General features: G+C 37.7%; 19 protein-coding genes and 1 other annotated feature. Of the genes, 14 read left to right on the top strand and 5 right to left on the bottom strand.

Annotation, left to right across the window (positions count from 1 at the left end):
• Nucleotides 1–3: 3 nt before the first annotated feature.
• From ACFW35_RS09300 to ACFW35_RS09285, 4 genes are all read left to right on the top strand, one after another.
• Nucleotides 4–255: a hypothetical protein gene (locus tag ACFW35_RS09300; RefSeq protein ID WP_379845271.1), complete on the top strand. Its 252-nt coding sequence runs from the start codon at nt 4–6 to the stop codon at nt 253–255.
• A gap of 265 nt (nt 256–520) precedes the next feature.
• A complete protein-coding gene (gene dat, locus ACFW35_RS09295) occupies nt 521–1,390 on the top strand; it encodes a D-amino-acid transaminase (RefSeq protein WP_379845269.1) in 870 nt (289 codons plus the stop codon).
• A gap of 18 nt (nt 1,391–1,408) precedes the next feature.
• Entirely contained in the window at nt 1,409–1,981 is a 573-nt protein-coding gene (locus ACFW35_RS09290) for a DUF502 domain-containing protein (RefSeq protein WP_379845267.1), read from the top strand.
• A 161-nt stretch (nt 1,982–2,142) separates the two neighbouring features.
• The gene (locus ACFW35_RS09285; RefSeq protein WP_379845266.1) at nt 2,143–3,282 is read left to right on the top strand and encodes a DUF2515 family protein; all 1,140 of its coding nucleotides are present in this window, start codon (nt 2,143–2,145) and stop codon (nt 3,280–3,282) included.
• Nucleotides 3,283–3,288: 6 nt separating this feature from the next.
• On the opposite strand, the gene ACFW35_RS09280 is transcribed toward ACFW35_RS09285, so the two are convergent.
• Both ACFW35_RS09280 and proC read right to left on the bottom strand, forming a co-directional pair.
• Nucleotides 3,289–3,660 (bottom strand): hypothetical protein, encoded by a 372-nt coding sequence (locus tag ACFW35_RS09280; RefSeq protein WP_379845264.1) that lies wholly within the window; start codon nt 3,658–3,660, stop codon nt 3,289–3,291.
• 617 nt (nt 3,661–4,277) lie between these two features.
• Nucleotides 4,278–5,117 carry a pyrroline-5-carboxylate reductase gene (proC, locus tag ACFW35_RS09275; protein WP_379845263.1) on the bottom strand — a complete coding sequence of 280 codons (840 nt, stop codon included), beginning with the start codon at nt 5,115–5,117 and terminating at the stop codon, nt 4,278–4,280.
• 143 nt (nt 5,118–5,260) lie between these two features.
• Here proC and ACFW35_RS09270 point away from each other — a divergent pair, with 143 nt between their 5' ends.
• Complete coding sequence (locus ACFW35_RS09270; RefSeq protein WP_379845261.1) at nt 5,261–5,653, top strand: group-specific protein; 393 nt, start codon at nt 5,261–5,263, stop codon at nt 5,651–5,653.
• Here ACFW35_RS09270 and ACFW35_RS09265 read toward each other — a convergent pair.
• The gene (locus ACFW35_RS09265; RefSeq protein ID WP_379845260.1) at nt 5,647–6,471 is read right to left on the bottom strand and encodes a GDSL-type esterase/lipase family protein; all 825 of its coding nucleotides are present in this window, start codon (nt 6,469–6,471) and stop codon (nt 5,647–5,649) included. The two genes, ACFW35_RS09270 and ACFW35_RS09265, sit on opposite strands and share 7 nt — an antisense overlap.
• Nucleotides 6,472–6,548: 77 nt before the next feature.
• Between ACFW35_RS09265 and ACFW35_RS09260 the strand changes: the two genes are divergently transcribed.
• Entirely contained in the window at nt 6,549–7,493 is a 945-nt protein-coding gene (locus ACFW35_RS09260) for a DMT family transporter (protein WP_379845258.1), read from the top strand.
• Nucleotides 7,494–7,569: 76 nt separating this feature from the next.
• The gene (msrA, locus tag ACFW35_RS09255) at nt 7,570–8,532 is read left to right on the top strand and encodes a peptide-methionine (S)-S-oxide reductase MsrA (RefSeq protein ID WP_379845256.1); all 963 of its coding nucleotides are present in this window, start codon (nt 7,570–7,572) and stop codon (nt 8,530–8,532) included.
• A 17-nt stretch (nt 8,533–8,549) separates the two neighbouring features.
• Here the strand turns inward: msrA and ACFW35_RS09250 are convergent, their stop codons facing one another.
• Nucleotides 8,550–9,911: an MATE family efflux transporter gene (locus ACFW35_RS09250; protein WP_379845255.1), complete on the bottom strand. Its 1,362-nt coding sequence runs from the start codon at nt 9,909–9,911 to the stop codon at nt 8,550–8,552.
• A gap of 87 nt (nt 9,912–9,998) precedes the next feature.
• On the opposite strand from ACFW35_RS09250, the gene ACFW35_RS09245 reads away from it, so the two are divergent.
• The 6 genes from ACFW35_RS09245 to ACFW35_RS09220 all read left to right on the top strand — a co-directional run bounded on the left by ACFW35_RS09245 (nt 9,999) and on the right by ACFW35_RS09220 (nt 18,832).
• Nucleotides 9,999–10,271: a hypothetical protein gene (locus ACFW35_RS09245; RefSeq protein WP_379845253.1), complete on the top strand. Its 273-nt coding sequence runs from the start codon at nt 9,999–10,001 to the stop codon at nt 10,269–10,271.
• A gap of 56 nt (nt 10,272–10,327) precedes the next feature.
• Nucleotides 10,328–10,532, top strand: a binding site (T-box leader).
• Between the two features lie 41 nt (nt 10,533–10,573).
• On the top strand, nt 10,574–12,256 hold the full coding sequence (gene argS / locus ACFW35_RS09240) for an arginine--tRNA ligase (RefSeq protein WP_379845251.1): 1,683 nt from the start codon (nt 10,574–10,576) through the stop codon (nt 12,254–12,256).
• Nucleotides 12,257–12,402: 146 nt separating this feature from the next.
• Nucleotides 12,403–13,341, top strand: coding sequence for an EamA family transporter RarD (rarD, locus tag ACFW35_RS09235; RefSeq protein ID WP_379845250.1), 939 nt, complete (start codon nt 12,403–12,405; stop codon nt 13,339–13,341).
• A 170-nt stretch (nt 13,342–13,511) separates the two neighbouring features.
• Nucleotides 13,512–16,370, top strand: a complete 2,859-nt coding sequence (locus ACFW35_RS09230) for a 2-oxoglutarate dehydrogenase E1 component (RefSeq protein ID WP_379845248.1) — start codon at nt 13,512–13,514, stop codon at nt 16,368–16,370.
• Nucleotides 16,363–17,646, top strand: a complete 1,284-nt coding sequence (odhB, locus tag ACFW35_RS09225) for a 2-oxoglutarate dehydrogenase complex dihydrolipoyllysine-residue succinyltransferase (RefSeq protein ID WP_379845246.1) — start codon at nt 16,363–16,365, stop codon at nt 17,644–17,646. Before ACFW35_RS09230 ends, odhB begins: the two co-directional genes overlap by 8 nt.
• A 355-nt stretch (nt 17,647–18,001) precedes the next feature.
• Nucleotides 18,002–18,832, top strand: a complete 831-nt coding sequence (locus tag ACFW35_RS09220) for an NERD domain-containing protein (RefSeq protein ID WP_379845245.1) — start codon at nt 18,002–18,004, stop codon at nt 18,830–18,832.
• Nucleotides 18,833–19,177: 345 nt separating this feature from the next.
• On the opposite strand, the gene ACFW35_RS09215 is transcribed toward ACFW35_RS09220, so the two are convergent.
• Nucleotides 19,178–20,140: a quinone oxidoreductase family protein gene (locus tag ACFW35_RS09215; protein ID WP_379845243.1), complete on the bottom strand. Its 963-nt coding sequence runs from the start codon at nt 20,138–20,140 to the stop codon at nt 19,178–19,180.
• 177 nt (nt 20,141–20,317) lie between these two features.
• Here ACFW35_RS09215 and ACFW35_RS09210 point away from each other — a divergent pair, with 177 nt between their 5' ends.
• Nucleotides 20,318–20,518: a DUF6501 family protein gene (locus ACFW35_RS09210; RefSeq protein ID WP_066290020.1), complete on the top strand. Its 201-nt coding sequence runs from the start codon at nt 20,318–20,320 to the stop codon at nt 20,516–20,518.
• Nucleotides 20,519–20,561 lie beyond the last annotated feature (43 nt).

The following is a 20,561-nucleotide window of genomic DNA, read 5'->3' as shown; positions in this document are numbered from 1 at the left end:
AATTTGAGTAAAACAGCAAAAATCATTATTGTTGCAAGTGTTATATTTCTTGCTTATTTTGTATTTGATTCGATTAATCGTGAAAATACCAGAAAAGAACGTCTTAATGTGATCGATGATCATTTTAAAAAACCTTTTAAAATTGAAGAAGAACTTAAAGAGCAATATGATGAAGATTTTTTAATCGAAATGGACAATGAATTTTATATAGTAACTGTAAAAGACAATAAAGTTGTTAATACAGTTAAACAGTAAATAAAAGACCGCTGAAAAGAGCGGTTTTTAATTTTATATTTTTAAAAAGATTGTTGCTTTTGAACATTTTTTGTTGAGTATGCTTCTTTGACTAGTTGATAGAAGAGGAGGAAACAAATTAGTCAAAAATAACAATCTTTAAGAGAAGAACCATTAAATAAAATATTCGTTTGTAATAAAGTGACTCTTGAAGGGAGTCACTTTTTCATTTACAGTAGATGAAAGCTCAATTGCATACATATTATATAGATGAGGTGGTTATATCATGGAAAATTCATACGTTTTATATCACGAACAGATAATTAAAAGTGGTTCAATACCTGTAGATCCTGAAGATAGAGGATACTTATTCGGTGATGGTATTTATGAAGTTGTTTTTGTTTATGACAGCAAACCATTTGCATTTAACGAGCATTTTGATCGGTTTGAGCAAAGCGCAAAAAAATTAGAACTTGCAATGCCTTATGATATCGCAACTTTCAAACATCTAACAGAAGAATTAATAACTAAAAACAATATTGTGAACGGAATGGTTTATATTCAAATGACAAGAGGGGTTGCACCTCGTAATCACTTGTATGAACGTAATATGCAGAGTGTAGTTACAGGGTTTGCTAAGTCCGTTTCTTTAGATTCCATTGAAAAGTCTCAGTCCAATGGAATTCAAACATATCTGACAGAAGATATTCGATGGCTGCGCTGTGATATTAAAAGTTTAAATTTGCTTGGTAATGTAATGGCAAAAAGAAAAGCTGCAGATTTGGACTGTCAGGAAGCTATTCAGCATAGGGATGGGACAGTCACTGAAGGTTCATCATCCAATGTTTTTATAGTGAAAAATGGTACGCTTAAAACACATCCCGCTACAAACCTTATTTTGAATGGCATTACTCGGCAAATCGTTCTTAAACTTGCTGAAAAGCTTCATATCCCAGTATTGGAAGAATCGTTTACAGTGGATGAACTAAGTGAAGCAGATGAAGTATTTATTACAAGTACAACAATGGAAGTAACGCCCGTTGTGCAGTTAAAAGGAAAAAAAGAACAAACATATAAAATTGGACCTGTAACTGCAGAATTACAAAAGCAGTTTAAGACTCAAATCCAGCAAAATACTTCAGCGATGAAATCTTAAAAAACGGTTGAGGAACACATGAAGACTTTACTCAAATATTTTATTAATGGGTTAATAACAATTCTTCCGATCGTGCTAGCGATCTATATAATTTATAAGATCTTTGGTTTCTTAGACAGCATTCTAGGCAACTTATTAAAGGATGTATTAAAAGAAGACTATATTCCGGGAATTGGTCTGGTTACAACCCTTGTTTTAATAACAGTTTTAGGATGGATGTCTACACAGTATATATCAGGCAAGATATTTAGACTTATTGATCGAGTACTTGAAAAAACACCTTTTGTAAAAACGGTATATACAGTAATAAAAGATACCGTTAATTCCCTCTTTGGTGAAAAACGGTCATTCTCAACCGTTGTCCTTATCGAATATCCAGAGCTTAATATGAAAAGTGTAGGATTTGTCACGACAGAGGACGTAAGCAGTCTAGGAGATGAACTGGCAGATCACGTTGCAGTCTATATTCCACAAACCTTTCAGATTGCTGGTTTTACATTTTTAGTACCCAAGGAAAGAATAAAAATACTGGATGTAAAACCTGAAGAAGCAATGAAATTTTTGCTGTCGGGTGGCGTTGCATCAAAATAAATGAAAAAGCACCCTTACCATGTTAAGGGGCTTTTTTGTGTTATAAACCTTTTCTATTCATACATTGTGAGTAAAGGAAGGTGTTAATATTGAGAAGTTCTAAAAGAATTTATACAAAATTGACACTTATTCCACTCCATATAATAATGCGTTCTCTTTTTATGTTTAAAAAGAGAAAGGTAACCTGGAAGGTCAATACCATTCAAGAACAACAGTTAAAGCGGAAATGGAATAAAATATTGGAGTGCTCTGGCAGGCTTTCGATAACTTTTCAAAAAGACAAAGAATTAATAGAACGGATTAAAAGAGAAACCTTACTTCATAACATAAACAATGTAACAAGAACAGCCGCCTACCTAGAATTTTATAAAAGACATCCTGAAGTTCACTGGTCTTTTTTAGCACACATGGTCTCCAGGAACGCCGGTTATTTTATGACAGATTTAAAAGGGGAGTTTTTGCCTGATTTAATAGATCCTTCTGTAATTGAAGACTTATATTTCATGCTCGAAAAAGGGAACAGTATGATTTTTCATGACGCATATCCTCAACTACTCTTATATGAAGAAAGTAAAAGAAGGAAGAGATCAGTATTTAACTTATGTAAATTCTTTAATGTTTCTTCATTTATGGAAGGTGTTTGGGAGATGTTTTTCGATGGCGACCGCACTCCTTTATTGCCATCAGCACAAATAATTAATGAACAAAGTCATATTGAGATGCACCTGATTAGAACAGAACAGTTTCAAAAGCTGCAAAACCAGTTATCTTTTAAGCTGCAAGAGTGGCTTCACCTTTCACAAATTCTCTTTCCGGTATTGCCAATAAATAATGCAATAGGGGATACCATGCAGGGTTTTGAAAACCTAGAAGAACGAATAATGTTAGGACAAAACTTATACGTCATGCTCTTTCAGCATAATAATTTTGGTCCGGTATATAATTTTGCAGGTAATTATCCCCATACTGGCTCTCGTTCCGATTATGATTCTGATGTATTCTCAGCCTATAAAAGTCAGTACAGCGATTCGGCAAAAGAAAAGTTATCTCTTTTTAAAACAAAGAAAAATCAAAAACTGTACAGTCCTAAACTTGAGGAAGTGTGGTACGAAAACTATCATGGACCTTTTCATTCTACTGATTGGTTTTCTAATTCGAAAAGTATGATTTCTCAGATCAAATTAGTCTCAAAACCTTCTCCTCAAATCAGGATGGCTTATTGGGCAGGACTTCATCAAATAGAGACAGTATATCTTTTGAAACAATATTACCGATTAATAAAAAAAAATAGAGGCCTTTAAAAGGCTCTATTTAAATAAAGAAAGTATGTTTCCCATTTGCTGAGCTAGACCCATAACTTGGTTTGCTCCACCCATCATCTTGCCAAAATTAAATCCTGAACCTTGTGTGTTTGGGTACATTGATTGCTTTCCTTGAAATGGCATACCCTGCATCATTGGATGAGGGGCTAATCCAGGGGGCATCATTGGCGGCATATATGGCATATATGGTTGTGGGAATGCTTGTGTATATTGCTGTGGCATTGTGAGAGCAGGGGCTGCTGGTGCATAAGGAGGTCTGTCAGGGATGTTATGGCTTTGGGAGAATACTTTTGAAGAAGGAGTGGAAAAAGGATCATATCCGCCATAAGGGAACATTCTCGCAGATTTCTCTTTCAAAAAAAATCACCTCAAAATAGTTTCTATATATATATATTCAACTATACAAAAAGGGACATAACCCTTAGGAGGAACTGATTAAAACGCCCTGTCCAAATTTTATTCACATCCTGAATGTAATGAAAGGCGAGAAACTCCTTCGAGACTGGCGGGCAGGTCAGATACTTAAAATTAAACGTACAAATGTGGATCACCGCCTGCCCTGCGGAAAGCGAGTATCTGGACCGGAAATTAACAACTTTCAAAAGCAATAGATTTTTTTCTTTATTTCATAAAGGCTCTTTTCTAGAAAAATATTGCTACAGAGAGGTTTTAAAGTTCTTCATTGAAAAGTGGATTGGAGGGGAAGGTGCGTGCCTACCACCTGAGAAGCTTCTCGCTAGGCATGCGACGAGGAAGCTCACATTGGTAGTTTTTACTTGCAGACGCAGGAGCAAGGATACTTCTATGAAGCGGGACAGATGAGACACTTAAAAGTGAAACGTACGAATGTGGCTCACCGCCTGCTCCGCGGAAAGCGAGTACCTGGACCGGAAATCAACAACTTCCAAAAACTACAATGTTTAGAAAACACAAAAAAACACAAAGCCGTATAACAGCTTTGTGTTTTATATATTTTAGAGTACAGGCACTTTTTCAAATTCTTTACGCAATGTTTTCGAGCGCTGAGCAGCATTTTCTACAGCTGCTTCGATTGCTTTCCCGCCGCCGTTTTCGTCAAGAGCATCAAGGCCGGCTGCAGTCGTTCCGTTCGGTGAAGTAACCTTTTTGCGCAGTTCAGCAGGTGAATCATCTGATTCCATAACCATTTTACTTGCTCCGTATAAAGTCTGTGCTGCAATATCTCGAGCCATCTTACGATCAAGTCCGTTCTCAACTGCTACATCTTCCATATGTTCAAGCAGATAGTAGAAATATGCCGGACCGCTTCCTGCGATTCCTGTGAAAATATCCATTTGTTTCTCAGAGATAATTTTTACTTTGCCAATTGCTTTAGATAATTCTTGAGCTAAATCCAAATCTTCATTTTTCACATACTTACCAGCACTGATTCCCGTTATGGATTCTCCAATCATACTGGATGTATTAGGCATAACACGGATTACTGGGAGGTGTTTGCCGGTTATCTCTTCAATGAATGGTGTTGATATTCCAGCGAGAACTGATAAAATCACATGGTGGTCTTGCAGATTCGGCTTTAGTTGCTGCAGAACCTCTTCTGCTTGTTTTGGTTTTACCGCAAGAATAATCACATCTGTATTCTTTAATGAAAGCTCATTAAACGAAACTGCTTGAATGTCGTATTTGTTAATTAGTTCAGATCTTCTTTCAACATTAGAATGATTTGCTGCAGTAATCCTTTCAGGCGAGATACCAGCTTTGTTAATAAGCCCTGATATCATTGCTTCTGCCATAGATCCTGCACCAATAAAAGAAATGTTTCTGTATTTTAACATGCAACCCCTCTTTCAAAATTTTAACTGTTATTTATAAAGTACTATGTTAACAGGTTCACAATTAGATGCAAGTTTATCTGTTCATTATTACAGGATTGTAATATGATTTTTACATTAAAACGTTTACAGGTAGGGGTGAGACAATGAAATTTTATATCGCATCCAGTTTTAAAAATAAAGGGCTTGTTCAAAAGATGGCAAAAGATATTCAGACACAACTAGGATGGGAACATACATATGATTGGACTTTGAATGAAAGAGCGGAAACGATTGTAACACTGACAGACATAGGAGTAAAAGAATTTGAAGGAGTATTAGAATCAGATGTGGTTATCGTGATTCTGCCCGGCGGAAAAGGATGTCATACAGAAATGGGAATTGCGCTTGGCAGTAAAAAGCTCCTATTTCTATATGATCCGGACAGGATTCTAAATAACCTAAGTGATGCAACAGCCTTCTATTTTTTACCGGAGATTAAACATTGGAACGGAGATATTAAAGTATTGAATGATACTTGTATTTCAATGAATTATTGAGCTTTTTTATAAGAATGATTTTGAAAAGTTGTAATGGTTTTTTCGGCAATTCTGTCATATCCTTCATCATTAGGATGAATAGAGTCATAAAGCCATTTATCAATATCTTCAGTTTGAAGTGCGTCACTTACAGGAACCACTACAGACGGCTGATGGGAAAGTGCTGTTTCATATGCAATTAAATTCCAGCCATTCAATAATTTTTCCGTTGCTGGATAATAGTTTTTCTCAGACTTCACAACATTATATAATTCATTAAGCACCAATACAGCATCCGGGTTATGTTTACGGATAAGCTCAAATATATCTTCTAAATTCTTTTCGTAGCCGGTTTTAACTTCATCATAGCTTTGAATAGCTTTCAGAGGACCCTCTTCTTTTGCGATTTGAACCAGATCATTGCCGCCAATATTAATCGAAATAATATCTGCTTTTTTTACCGATTCTTGCACGGCAGCTATTCGCAGCTGATTCAACAAACCTTGGCTGGTTGCACCAGAAATTCCTTGGTTTTCAAGAACAAAGGTTTTGTCAGTTAAGCTTTGGAGATTTGTATTTACCTTTTGAGCAAATCCGCCTTCTTCAGAACCTCTCCCTTGAGCTACTGAATCACCAAGTACTAAATGACTGAATGTGGATTTTGGACTGTCTTTGAAGTAATCAAGATAAGTGATTTGACCCTTATCCTTATTTTCACTTTTAACAATAACCGATGCTTCTTTAATTTGGTTTATTTTATACTGTGGATAGTAATACCACCCAGCTGTACCAATTATGATGAATAGAAGAAGCAAGGATACGATATATCTTTTTTTCATTTTTATCCCTCCTCCTTAAATGCTTTTATATTAAAAGATATTAACATAAATATACCTAGAAAGCGCAAGGTGACAATTTGACGAACGATACGCTTAAAATACCCGTTTTCATTCCATTGATTATCGGAATTATCGCTATATCATTTTCATCTATTTTTGTGAAATGGTCAGACGCTCCTGTATCTGTGCAAGGGATGTACCGGCTTTTGTTTACATTATTTCTAATGCTGCCATTTACATTGAAGCACATAAAAGCTCTGAAAAGCATTTCTTTAAGAGAATGGATGCTGCTGCTTTTATCAGGAACATTCTTAGCTCTTCACTTCTTGTTTTGGATGGGTTCTTTAAAGTTAACAACTGTGGCAAGCTCAACAATCTTGCTTTCACTGCAGCCTGTTTTTGTTATGGCAGGAGCATACATTGCTTTTCGGGAAAAAACATCAAAACCAGCCGTTATAGGAATGCTTGTTGCCATTACAGGTGCTGTCATGATTGGCTGGGGAGACATTGGTATCTCGAAACAGCACATACAAGGAGATATACTATCCATATTAGGAACAATCGTTGTTGCTGTTCATATGCTGATCGGTCAAAAGCTTCTTAAAACGATACCCGCTGTAATTTATAGTTTTTCTGTATTTTTGTCTGCAGTTATCGTTTTTGCTGTTTACAATACACTTTTACACATTTCGATGACAGGATATTCCGATAAAGATTGGGGTATATTTCTATTGCTAGCCATTGTGCCGACCGTTTTTGGACATGTTCTTTTCAACTGGCTTCTAAAATACGTAACTGCCGCAACGATCTCTATGGCAATTTTAGGCGAGCCTGTAGGAGCTACATTGCTGGCGTATTTATTATTAAATGAAACATTAACTTTCTCACAATGGGCTGGTGGAGGAATCGTACTATTAGGACTTTATTACTTTTTAAAAAGTACCCGGAAACTAAAGACAGATAAACCACCAGCTCCGATTAAAAGCCCTGTAACTGCAGGGCCCATAGTAAAAAAAGGGTAAGGTTAAGGTCTTTTTCTATGCTTTTACATCGTATTCTTATATGATGGAACAAACAGATAAAAAGGAGTTTGATTTCATGAAGAATTATGAAATTGCGACTTTTGCAGGAGGCTGCTTTTGGTGCATGGTTACACCTTTTGAAGAGTGGCCAGGGATTATTAAAGTTGAATCAGGCTATACAGGAGGACATAAAGAAAACCCTACGTATAAAGAAGTGTGCAGTGAGACGACAGGGCATTTTGAAGCTGTCCAAATCACTTTTGACCCATCAATCATTTCTTATGAAAAAATAGTATCTGTTTTCTGGAAGCAAATTGACCCTACAGATGCGGGGGGACAATTCTATGATAGAGGAGACTCTTATCGCACAGCCATTTTCTATCACAATGAAGATCAAAAAAATATAGCTGAACAATCTAAAGCTGAATTACAGAAGAGTGGACGGTTCGATAAGCCAATTGCAACCTTAATTCTGCCTGCTCAGACTTTTTATAAAGCTGAAGAATATCATCAATATTATCATAAGAAAAATCCATTTCATTATAAAAGATACCGACAAGGTTCTGGACGTGATCTCTTTATAAAATCACATTGGGAAGATAAACGGAAAAAAGAGGAGATACTGAAAACACTGAACCCATTGCAATATAACGTTACACAGAATGATGCAACAGAACCGCCTTTTCAAAATGAATTTTGGGATCACACGGAAGAAGGTCTTTATGTCGATATTGTTTCTGGGGAACCGCTTTTTACTTCTCTTGATAAGTTTGACAGCAGCTGCGGGTGGCCAAGTTTTACTAAACCTGTTCGTTCTTCGACGGTTGATGAAAAAGAGGATCTTTCTCATGGGATGATCCGTACAGAAGTCAGAAGCAAAGAAGCTGATTCTCATCTGGGCCATGTTTTTACAGATGGTCCTAGAGATAAAGGCGGTCTTCGTTATTGCATAAATTCTGCTGCTCTCCGCTTTATTCCAAAAGACCAATTAAAGGAAAAGGGTTATGAAGAATACTTGACACTTTTTGATAACAAATAAACCAGCCATTGGCTGGTTTATTTGTTTATTAGTTTGGTATAAGAGTTTGATTGTATAGATTTAAGACGAATAAATAGCATGATTGCCCCAGCTGATAGACCTGAAATTAATCCTATCCAGTATCCATATGCCCCAAAAGAAGGGAAGTTAGCTAAATAATACCCAACAGGCAATCCAAGTACCCAATAAGAGATGAATGACAATATAAATGTAACATTTACATCTTTATATCCTCTTAACGCACCCTGTATAGGGGCTCCTATAGCATCAGCTAGCTGGAAAAACACCGCGTACCATAAAAAAGAGGTAGTAAGCTGTATTACATCTGGTTCATTCGAGTAAATGCTGGCAACTTGTTCATCAAAGGCAATAAGAAAACCTGATGAAATCAAGGCAAAGCCAATTGCTGTAAAAATTCCAATATAACCGTATTGTGCAGCATCTTTATATCGTGATGCACCAACTTCAAATCCAACAGCTATCGTAAGAGCAAAGGAAATGCTCAATGGGAGCATATAAAGGAAAGAAGCAAAATTTAAAGCAGCCTGATGAGCAGCAATTGTGACTGTATTAAAGTCACTCATCAATAATGTAACTGCGGCAAAAATACTAACTTCAAAAAAGATAGCCAGCCCAATTGGTATTCCTATTTTCAATTGTTCCTTCCATGCTGAAAGGGAAGGCTTATAGAAAGTCTTGAATAGATGATAACTTCTAAATTCGTTCGTTTTCATTACAATAACAATTGTTATAATAGCTGAAATCCAATATGTGATTGAAGAGGCTATCCCTGCCCCGATTCCTCCTAGTTCAGGAAATCCAGCTTTACCAAAGATAAACAAATAATTGAAAAAGGCATTTACGGGTAATGCAAACAGTGTAACAAACATTGAAATTCTAGTTTGCCCCAATGCATCAATAAAGGATCTTAATGCACCATATAAAAATAACGGCAGTATCCCAAAAGACAATGCTATCAAATATCCTCTTGCTACACGTTCGACCTCACCCTCTAACGACATTGCATTCAAAATCGGATCCAATATAAATGAACCAAGAACAATAACGATTATTGAAATCACAACGGAAAGGTAAACGGCCTGCATGACAGCTCGGGGAACATTTTTAGTGTCTTTAGCACCTGTCAGCTGAGATACAATCGGAGTCAGTGCCATTAAGATCCCGTTTAAACCAGTAAAAATCGGAACCCAAAGACTTGTGCCTATGGCAACACCTGCAAGCTGTTTCGCTCCGGCATGTCCGCTCATAACTGTGTCGAAAAAGTTCATCGCATATAGTCCAAGCTGAGTAATCAGAACAGGTACAACCAAAATTAAAAATTGCTTGTATTTATCTTTTAATGTGTGTGTCTGGAACATTTGCATACTTCCTTTGTGGTTTTAACTGACAAACAGAGCTAATGCATTATATCATATAATTACCGACACAAACGTAAAGGAGCAGCTATGAGCGTTCAATTTTTATTTGAGGTTGAGTCAGTTCAGCCTGGAGAGCAAACGGATGAAAAACTAGTTTTAGTGTCAACAGAACTTCTCTATAAAAGCAGCGGGGAAACAATCTTTACCGGTATCATACCAGTAAGAGTGAATGAACATGGCGTTTTCGTATCTATACAAGCTATTTCTTCTGCATTTACATCCAAGTACTTGCGAACTGAAACAATGTTCAGGCTGAAACGATACATTAAGAGAATGAGAGATTACTTAGATTTAGACTAAATGGAATATGTTGACTTTTTAGATTTCCCCTCATATAATATGGAAAACTAAAGAACCGAACATTTATGAAAAAGAGAGTACTCTGTCTAGTTTGTTATAGAGAGCCGGGATCGGTGGAAGCCTGGCACAACCGTCAGAAGAAGCGCACTTTGGAAATGTTTGCTTGAAAATTCCGTAGGGCAAACCGGGACATCCCGTTAACAGATCAAGCGGCCTTTTAAAGGCAACAAGAGTGGTACCGCGGTATAATCCGTCTCTTCTATTATTAGAAGAGACGGTTTTTTATTTTGGGAGGGAAAAATATGAATGAAAAAAAAGAGTTTGCAGCTTATCTTCAAAGCCAAATTGGTGAAGATTTCACTTTTGAACAAATCGTACCTTTAATTGAAAAACCGAAACAGCTGCATCAAGGCGATTTAGCTTTTCCTTGTTTTCAGTTAGCAAAAATCTATAAAACTTCACCTGCTGAGATCGCTAATAGATTATCTGCAGGCAGCCTCCCAAGTCTCTTTAGTAAGATTGAAACTGCCGGAGGATATGTAAATGTGTTCTTAAATAAAAAATCGGCAGCAGCTAACCTGATAACTAACATATTAAAAGAAAGAAAGAATTATGGCAGTCATTTGATCGGAAAAGGCAAAACAATTGTGTTTGACCTGTCATCTCCTAATATTGCGAAACCTTTTTCAATGGGACACCTTCGTTCAACAGTGATCGGATCCTCTTTAGCATCAATCAGTGAAAAATGCGGTTATGAAACGGTGAAAATAAATTATATTGGAGACTGGGGTACTCAGTTTGGAAAATTAATCTCAGCCTATTTACGATGGGGGACAGAAGAAAAAGTTAAAGCCAATCCAATTCCAGAACTGACAAAACTATATGTTCGCTTTCATGAAGAAGCAGAAAAGGATCCTGCATTAAACGATGAGGGCAGAAAATGGTTCAAGCAGCTGGAAGATGGTGATCCGGAAGCAATACAATTGTGGGTGTGGTTTAAAGAAGTATCATTAAACGCATTTCAGAAGATTTATGAACTCCTTGGAGTCCAATTCGATTCGTATAACGGAGAGGCATTTTTCAACGATAAAATGGATGCTACCGTAAAAGAGCTGATGGAGAAAAAACTTCTCGAACTTTCCGACGGTGCTCAAATCGTAAATGTTGGTGAGGACATACCGCCGTGTCTGATTAAAAAAACGGATGGAGCGACACTTTATGCAACACGTGACCTGACTGCAGCAATTTATAGAAAGAAAACTTACGATTTTGATCAAGCTTTTTATGTTGTAGGGCATGAACAATCTCTGCATTTTGAACAAGTTAAACGAGTACTTAATAAAATGGGATATGAATGGGCAAAAAATATGCATCATGTTCCTTTCGGGCTTATTTTGCAGAACGGGAAGAAGATGAGTACGCGAAAAGGAAGAACTGTTTTGCTTGAAACGGTTCTTTTGGATGCCATTCAGCTTGCTGAAAATAATATTCGAGAGAAAAACCCAGCATTACTCGAGGTGGATGAAGTAGCTCGTCAAGTTGGGGTAGGAGCAGTAATCTTTCACGACTTAAAAAATGAGAAAGGCAATGATGTTGAATTCTCTCTTGAGCAGATGCTTAAGTTTGAAGGAGATACAGGACCTTACGTACAATATACAGCAGCCAGAATTCAAACGTTATTAAATAAAGGCAATTTTAATGGCCAATTGCCAGAAAATTACTCAATTGAAGAAGAGAGCTGGGAGCTTATTTCTGTTTTAAATGAGTTTCCATTAATCGTACAAAATGCATTTTTCCGAAAAGAACCTTCTATTATATCGAAATATGTTTTAAAGTTATCTCACAAGTTCAACCACTATTATGGAAGTGTCAAAATACTTAATTGCAATGAGACGGCAGAAAGACTTGCATTGTGCGCCAGCATACAGATCGTTCTAAAAGAAGGCTTAAGATTATTAGGAATTCAGACACCTAAACAAATGTAACGTGTGAGTAACTTTTGAATTATATTTACAATATTATATAAAAGAAATAAATCTTTTTTAGTTTTGAGTTTACTTACTGGCAAATTCTTACGATTCCGTTATATAATCTTATAACCTTAAATCTTCCGGAATCGAGGAAAAAATAGATGAAAACATACAGCGAACAAACTAAAGGAGTCTGGTACGCGGCTTTCGCTTACTTGATCTGGGGGTTTCTTCCTTTATACTGGAAACCTTTAGATCAATCAGGTTCAGGAGAAATATTAGCGCATCGCATCTTTTGGTCATTTGTACTAATGCTGGCAGTAATGTTTATTTTAAAAAGAAAAAAGACCCTTAACAGAGATGTTAAGATTCTTTTCTCGAGCAAAAAACAATTCTTTTCTGTTTTTATAGCTTCCATATTAATCAGCGGGAACTGGCTAATGTATATATGGGCTGTTAATAACGATCATGTAGTTGAAGCAAGCCTGGGATATTACATCAATCCGCTTGTAAATGTCATTTTAGGTATGGCAGTCTTAAAAGAAAGATTAAATAGCTGGCAGATTGTATCATTTGTAATTGCAGCATGCGGTGTGTTTCTTTTAACGTGGCAGTACGGAAAATTCCCTTGGGTAGCAATATTCCTGGCACTCTCTTTTGGGCTTTATGGACTTGCAAAAAAACTTGGGAGCTTTGATTCATTAACTGGATTAACATTAGAAACGATGTTTGTCGTTCCTGCTGCTTTTGCTTATATAGCTTATCTTCAGTGGAACGGAACAGGTTCTTTTATTACTGGCGGCATTTCAACAACTGTCCTTCTATGGGGAGCAGGTATCGTAACCGCATTGCCGCTCGTACTGTTCGCTCAAGGAGTAAAGCGGATAACAATGACGATGACAGGATTCCTGCAATATATTGCTCCAACCATTATGCTTTTGCTGGGAGTCTTCTTATATCACGAAACGTTTACTGATATTCACCTCGTATCTTTTACCTTGATCTGGCTCGCACTCCTTATATTTACTATAAGTAAAACGAAATGGGCAAATTATCTTATAAATCGTAAAAACAAAAATTCACTTTCTGCGAAAATATAGTATAATGGCAATGACCATTGTTACAGTTGAAACCTTATCAATGATAAGGTTCTTTTCATTCATTGTTTGAGAGCGCTTTATATAGGGAAAAATTAATGGCGAGAAATGATGAATCACCTGTTAACAGCAACAGCACAATACTTACAAAGGGAAGCAGGAGGGAACAAAAGATGAGTCATCAACGTTCCAAATCAGAAAATCCTTGGCAGGGACTAAGCGGTCCAAATATGGCTTATGTCCTTGAACTATATGATCAATATAGTGTGGATCCGGAATCTGTTGACAGTTCTTTCAAAGAAAAATTTGAAACTTGGGGGCCTCCAAGCGAGGAATCTGCACCAAGTGAACGTACTGGACAGAGTTTTGATGGAATGAATTTAGAGAAATTAGCAGCTGCACTTAAACTCGCGGAAAACATTCGCACATACGGTCACTTAGCAGCTAATTTATATCCAGTTGGCGAATTTCCTAAAGACAACCACCATATTGACCCGAAAGAATTTAAATTATCAATTGAAGATTTGAAAGCGATACCACCTTCCTTTATTTGGAAAGAAGCTCCGGCATCGGTTAAAGACGGCTGGCAAGCAATCCAAATGCTGCAGGAAGTGTATACGAAGAACATCGCCTATGAATTCAGTCATGTTCATGAAACAGAAGAACGTCAATGGCTGAACACTATGGTAGAAACAAGCCAGCATTACCCTGATTTTTCAGCCGAAGATAAGAAAAATCTTTTACACCGTCTATCAGAGGTAGAAGGTTTTGAAAAATTCCTTCACAAAACTTTTGTAGGTCAGAAGCGTTTTTCTATCGAAGGTGTAGATATGCTTGTACCAATGCTGGATGAAGCTGCAAAAGAAGGGTGCCGTGATGGAGCAGAGCACGCATTAATCGGAATGGCGCATAGAGGACGTCTAAATGTTCTTGCACACGTTCTTGGCAAACCGTACGAATTAATTTTCTCTGAATTTCATCATTCGCCAAACAAAGAGCTAATTCCTTCTGAAGGTTCTAGAGGCATTAACTTCGGCTGGACAGGTGACGTAAAGTACCATTTAGGTGCTAGCCGGACAGTTGAAACGGATCAAGCACACAAGATCAAGATTTCATTGGCTAATAACCCAAGTCACTTGGAATATGTTGATCCAGTTGTTGAAGGTTACACAAGAGCTGCACAGGAAACACGTGACAGCAAAGGGTATCCTGTTCAAGATACTTCAAAAGCATTTGCTATTTTAATCCATGGTGACGCTGCATTCCCAGGTGAGGGAATCGTTGCAGAAACATTGAACTTAAGTCGTTTAAGAGGCTATCATACAGGCGGAACACTCCATATTATTGCGAATAACCTTGTTGGATTTACAACAGATAGCGGAGATTCCCGTTCAACTAAATATGCAAGTGACCTTGCTAAAGGTTTTGAGATTCCGATCATTCATGTGAACGCAGATGATCCGGAAGCTTGTATCGCAGCTGTTCACTTAGCTTATGAATATCGTAAAAAATTCCAGAAAGATGTTCTGATCGATTTGATCGGTTATCGCCGTTTTGGACACAACGAGATGGATGATCCTTCTGCAACACAGCCTAAATTGTACAAAAAAGTCAACAGCCATCCAACTGTTCGTGATGTTTATGCGAAGCAGCTAGTGAAAGAAGGCGTTCTTTCAGAGGATGATGTTAAAGCGATTGAAGATGAAGTTTTAACAAAACATCAAACAGAATACGAAAAAGTACAAGGCCGTAAAGAAAAATTCAAACTGGAAGACACTAGACTTCCGGATCCGTTATCGAAAGCACTTCCTGATATCGATACCACAATTTCAGTAACAGAACTGCAGGAGCTAACGGAAAACATGCTGAAGTGGCCAGGAGATTTTAATGTATATCCTAAAATCAAGCGTATCTTAGAGCGCCGACGCAAAGCGTTCCAAGGAGAAAAGATAGACTGGGGTATGGCTGAATCTCTTGCATTTGCTTCTATCTTAAAAGACGGAACACCAATCCGTATTACAGGGCAGGACTCTGAGCGCGGAACATTCGCTCAAAGACATCTTGTTCTTAATGACAGTGAAAGCGGAAAGAAATTTTCACCGCTGCATGGAATGGATGATATCGATGTTTCATTCGCAATTCATAACAGTCCGCTGTCTGAATCTTCAGTAGTAGGATTTGAATATGGTTATAACGTATTTGCTCCAGAAACACTCGTTATCTGGGAAGCTCAATACGGAGATTTCGCAAACGTAGCACAAGTTCTGTTCGATCAGTTCCTTTCTGCAGGCCGTGCGAAGTGGGGACAAAAATCAGGAATGGTTATGCTTCTTCCACATGGCTATGAAGGTCAAGGACCAGAGCACTCCAGTGCACGTTTAGAGCGTTTCTTGCAGCTAGGTGCTGAAAACAACTGGACAGTAGCGAACGTTACTACTGCTTCTCAATACTTCCATTTGTTAAGACGCCAAGCGAAGCTTCTTTCTATGGATGAAGTTCGTCCATTAGTTGTAATGACGCCTAAGAGCTTGCTTCGTGATACAAAAGTTGCTTCTTTACCGGAAGCTTTCGAAAGTGATCACTTTATGCCATTGCTTGAACAGCCAGGTCTTGGCAAAGAAAAAGACAAAGTTAAGAAAATCTTGTTATGTTCTGGTAAAATTGCGATTGATCTTGAAAAAGCACTTGAGCAAGATCAAGTGGCTAGAACGGAAATGCATATCGTTCGAGTAGAACAGATTTATCCGTTCCCAGAGGAAGAGATGACCGCTCTATTAAATGAATATCCAAATGTTGAAGACTTGATCTGGGTTCAAGAGGAACCTAAGAACATGGGTTCATGGCTATACATCGAACCAAAACTCCGTGCTGTAGCACCAAAGGGAGCACATGTTTCTTACATCGGCAGACAAGAACGCTCAAGTACAGCTGGCGGGGAACCAGATATCTATAAAAAAGAACAAGAACAAATTATCCAAACATCATTAGCACTAGACATTCAATCGCGAGAGGGAGGCCGTGAACATGTTTGACGTTAAAGTTCCGGAGTTAGCCGAATCAATTTCAGAAGGTACAGTTGCACAATGGCTTAAAAAAGAAGGCGACAAAGTTGTAAAAGGTGAAGACATCGTTGAGTTGGAAACTGATAAAGTTAACATCGAAATCAGTGCTGAGCGTGACGGAATCTTAAAAAATATTAAAGTTGAGCCTGGCGACACAGTTGCTGTAGGAGATATCATTGCTTCAATCGTTGAGGGTGATGGATCAGCAGCAGAAACTGAGTCTAAACCTGAAGAGAAGCCAGCTGCAGAAGAAAAAGCAGAGCCAGCTCAAAAACAAGAGCAGTCTTCTGAAAAAGCTCCAGCGGAAGAAGAAGATTCGAAGGCTGCAGATCGCCCAATCGCATCACCAGCAGCTCGCAAACTGGCACGTGAAAAAGGAATCGACCTTTCTGAAGTAAGTTCACGTGATCCACTTGGACGTGTACGTACAGAAGACGTTAAGCGTCATGCTGAAGGCGGAAGCAACGAAAAGGCAGCGAGCTCGTCTAAGCCAGCTGCAAGCACATCGCAGCAGCCAAAAACAGCTGAACCTGTAAATCCTGAAAAGCCAGTAGAACGTGTTAAGATGTCACGCAGACGTCAAACGATCGCAAAACGTCTAGTTGAAGCACAGCAAACAGCTGCAATGCTTACTACTTTTAACGAAGTAGACATGACTGCGATCAACGAAGTCCGCGCTCGCCGCAAGGACAAGTTCTATGAGCAAAACGGCGTAAAACTTGGCTACATGTCATTCTTTACAAAAGCTGTTGTCGGAGCTTTGAAAAAGTTCCCTGCGATCAACGCAGAAATCCAAGGCGACGAAATGGTACTTAAGAAGTTCTACGATATCGGTATCGCAGTAGGCGCAGAAGAAGGATTAGTTGTACCAGTTGTACGCAACGCTGATCGTTTAAGCTTTGCTGGCATTGAGAAAGAAATCGGGAACTTGGCGGAGAAGGCACGCAACAAGAAGCTATCTTTAGAAGACCTTCAAGGTGGTTCATTCACAATTACGAACGGCGGTATCTTCGGATCGATGCTTTCAACACCGATTTTAAATGCTCCTCAAGTAGGTATCCTTGGAATGCACACAATCCAGTGGAGACCAGTTGCAATCGATAAAGAGCGTATGGAAAACCGTCCGATGATGTACATCGCGCTATCTTACGACCACCGTATCGTAGATGGAAAAGAAGCAGTAAGCTTCTTAACAACAATTAAATCACTTCTAGAAGATCCAGAATCATTGCTTTTAGAAGGTTAATATGATGAGTGTGGCCACCTCCGGCTGTTGCTGGGGGTGGTTTTTTTGTATCGGGGCTAGGTCATGACTGTATGTAAAAGAGACTTCCCAAGGGTGAAGTTTTTGATAATTAATAGAGTATGCTTTTGTCGTAATAACAGGTATTGTGTCGATAGACTTAATAATTTCAATTTAGACTCAATATACTTGCAAGAAGACTTAATTAATTTCATTTAGACTTAATTAAGGGGCATTTAGACCTAATTATAAAAATTTTATTAGAAATATGCTATTTAATTTCCTTCTGTCATAAAAATAAAGGATACAAGACAACTAAAGCGAACTATTTTAGGAGCAAAAAAGAAGAGGTGAAAATTTGATTAAAAAACAACGAACAAAACCTTTAAAACTCCTTAAAATCGAGTTGATTTTATCACACTTGCTCCCAAATCATAACAAAAGAAATGATCTTGATAACGAATATGCCAAATTAAATGCAGGCTTTAAAGGAGAAGAATCCTTAGATTATTATTTAGCAGATTTGAAAGGCGAATCCTTTTCTATCTTCCATGATTTACGTCTGCCAAGAGATAAGGATAGAAATTATTTCTTTCAAATTGATTGTTTAGTTATCCACCATCGATTTTGCGTTTTGATTGAAGTGAAAAATTTAATTGGAGACCTATATTTTGATCATCAATATGATCAAATAAAGCGGTCACGAAATGGGATAGAAGAAACGTTCTCAGATCCTGTAAACCAGGTAGCGATACAAAAAAATTACTTAACAAAATGGTTAGAAGCTAATAACTTTCCTGCACTTCCACTCAAAACCCTCGTAGTTATTACCAATCCCAAGTCTTATATAACGATTTCACCTAAGTACGGAAGAAATGCACAAAAAATTATCCGCGGAAAATACTTGGTATCAAAAATTATGGAATATCAGCAAAAGAATAATGGAATAGAGTTATCCAATAAGGAAATTAAAAAGTTATCATCTATCCTAATAAAACAACATTCCGAACATAACAGTGATATTTTAAAAAGGTACAAGATTCAGCCAGAAGATATACAGACTGGTGTAACCTGCCCGAAGTGCGGAGAAATACCGATGATTCGTAGATACGGATACTGGTTTTGTTCGAAATGTTCACTAAAAAGCAAAGATGCACATATACAAGCCATTAAAGAATACGCTTTGTAATTTAAACAGGTAGTAAAAAATAAAGAGATTCGAGAATTTTTACATATTAAATCGAGTACTAGTATGAAAAAACTTCTTATTTCGATGAAAATCCTTCCAAAAGGGAATACCAAATCCGCCACTTACAAACTTCCGCTACCAAAGTAATAATACTCCTAAGAATGAAATTAAATTCTCTAATTTTTTTATCTAGAAATCCACTTAATCTCTTAAACAACATTATTTGCATTTTACAAATATAACAAGTTGCAATATGCAACTACCCATAGTATAACCATTTGCAATATGCAACTACACCGCAAAAAAAGACGGCCTAGCCAGCCGTCATCAATGTATTTATCAAAATTAAGGAGTCAACAAAATCTTCCCTGTACTTTTTCTGCTTTCAATAAACTCATGTGCTTTTCTACCTTCACTTAAAGGAAAGACTGTTTTCGAAATTGTCACTTTACCTTCTGCAACCCATTTAAACAATTCGCTAGAGCGTGTAACTCGTTCCTCATATGAAGTAAGTACGTTCCATAAGTCTCCGCCAGTTAATGTTTTGGATGTATCCATCAGCATACGAGGATCAACTTTCACAGGATCACCGCCTGCCATTCCAAAGAACACTACCGTTCCGCCAACACGTGTTGCGTCAAAACTATCCATTATTGTGGATCCTACAGATTCATAGACAACATCCACACCTTTACCTGATGTCATTTGCATAACTGATTCCTTCCAGTTGCCATTATATAAAAATACCGATTCCGCACCAGCAGATAAGGCAACTTGCCGCTTTTCTTCAGAAGAGGTTAAGCCGATTGCCGTTCCTCCGAGCAGATTAATAATTTGGATCAGCAACTGTCCAACACCGCCTGCAGCAGCATGTACCAGTGCGACATCACCTTTTTTAATAGAATAGCTGTCTTTCGTTAAATAATGAGCTGTAAGACCCTGCAATAGAAGGGAGGCGGCTGATTCAAACGAAACACCATCGGGTATAGGTATCGCCTTATCTTTTGGAACAGCGACTAATTCAGCGTTTGCAGCAGGAACGTCGGCAAATGCAATCCGGTCGCCAACCCTAACATCATGCACGTTATCCCCAATACTTTTTACAATTCCTGCGCCTTCATAACCTAATATATACGGAGGCTGTCCTTCTAGATGATAATTTCCTTTTCTTCTATATACATCTGCAAAATTCAAGCCTATCGCTTTCATTTCAAGCAAAATCTCATCTGGTTCGATAACCGGATCATTTATTTCACGATAATCTAAGACGTCTGGACCGCCAAACTTTTCGAATACTAATGCTTTCATGATTTTTTCCACCATCCATGTATGTTAATGTTCTTTATTATTTTATCGATAAAAATTATGAAAGACTAGGGAAGGACCTTGAGAAAAGATGAATTTGACATTATTCCTCCTGCACCATTATCATTTAAGGAAGAATAGATAGATTTGCCGCATCCATATTTAAAGGAGAGAATTTGAATGATTCACTTAGACTGGGCTACAAGACCAACAATTCGAGAAATTAAATGTGTCCACACGAACGCCGAAAAATATATGGTAGACAGAGCTTTAACAGGCGGAAAGATGTACGAACTGAAAAACGAAACAGAAGAATTTTATTTTGTTATTGATAACACTGGGAAAATTGGCGGATATTATAAAGAATACTTTGAAGGTTGAACAGTATAAAAAACTGCATAAAGAAAGCCTGACTCAGTGAGCC

Source organism: Fictibacillus sp. NPDC058756, from assembly GCF_042746035.1.
Classification (GTDB): domain Bacteria; phylum Bacillota; class Bacilli; order Bacillales; family Fictibacillaceae; genus Fictibacillus.
The sequence above is the reverse complement of the archived record's forward strand: the minus strand, read 5'-3'. Positions and strand labels throughout refer to the sequence as shown.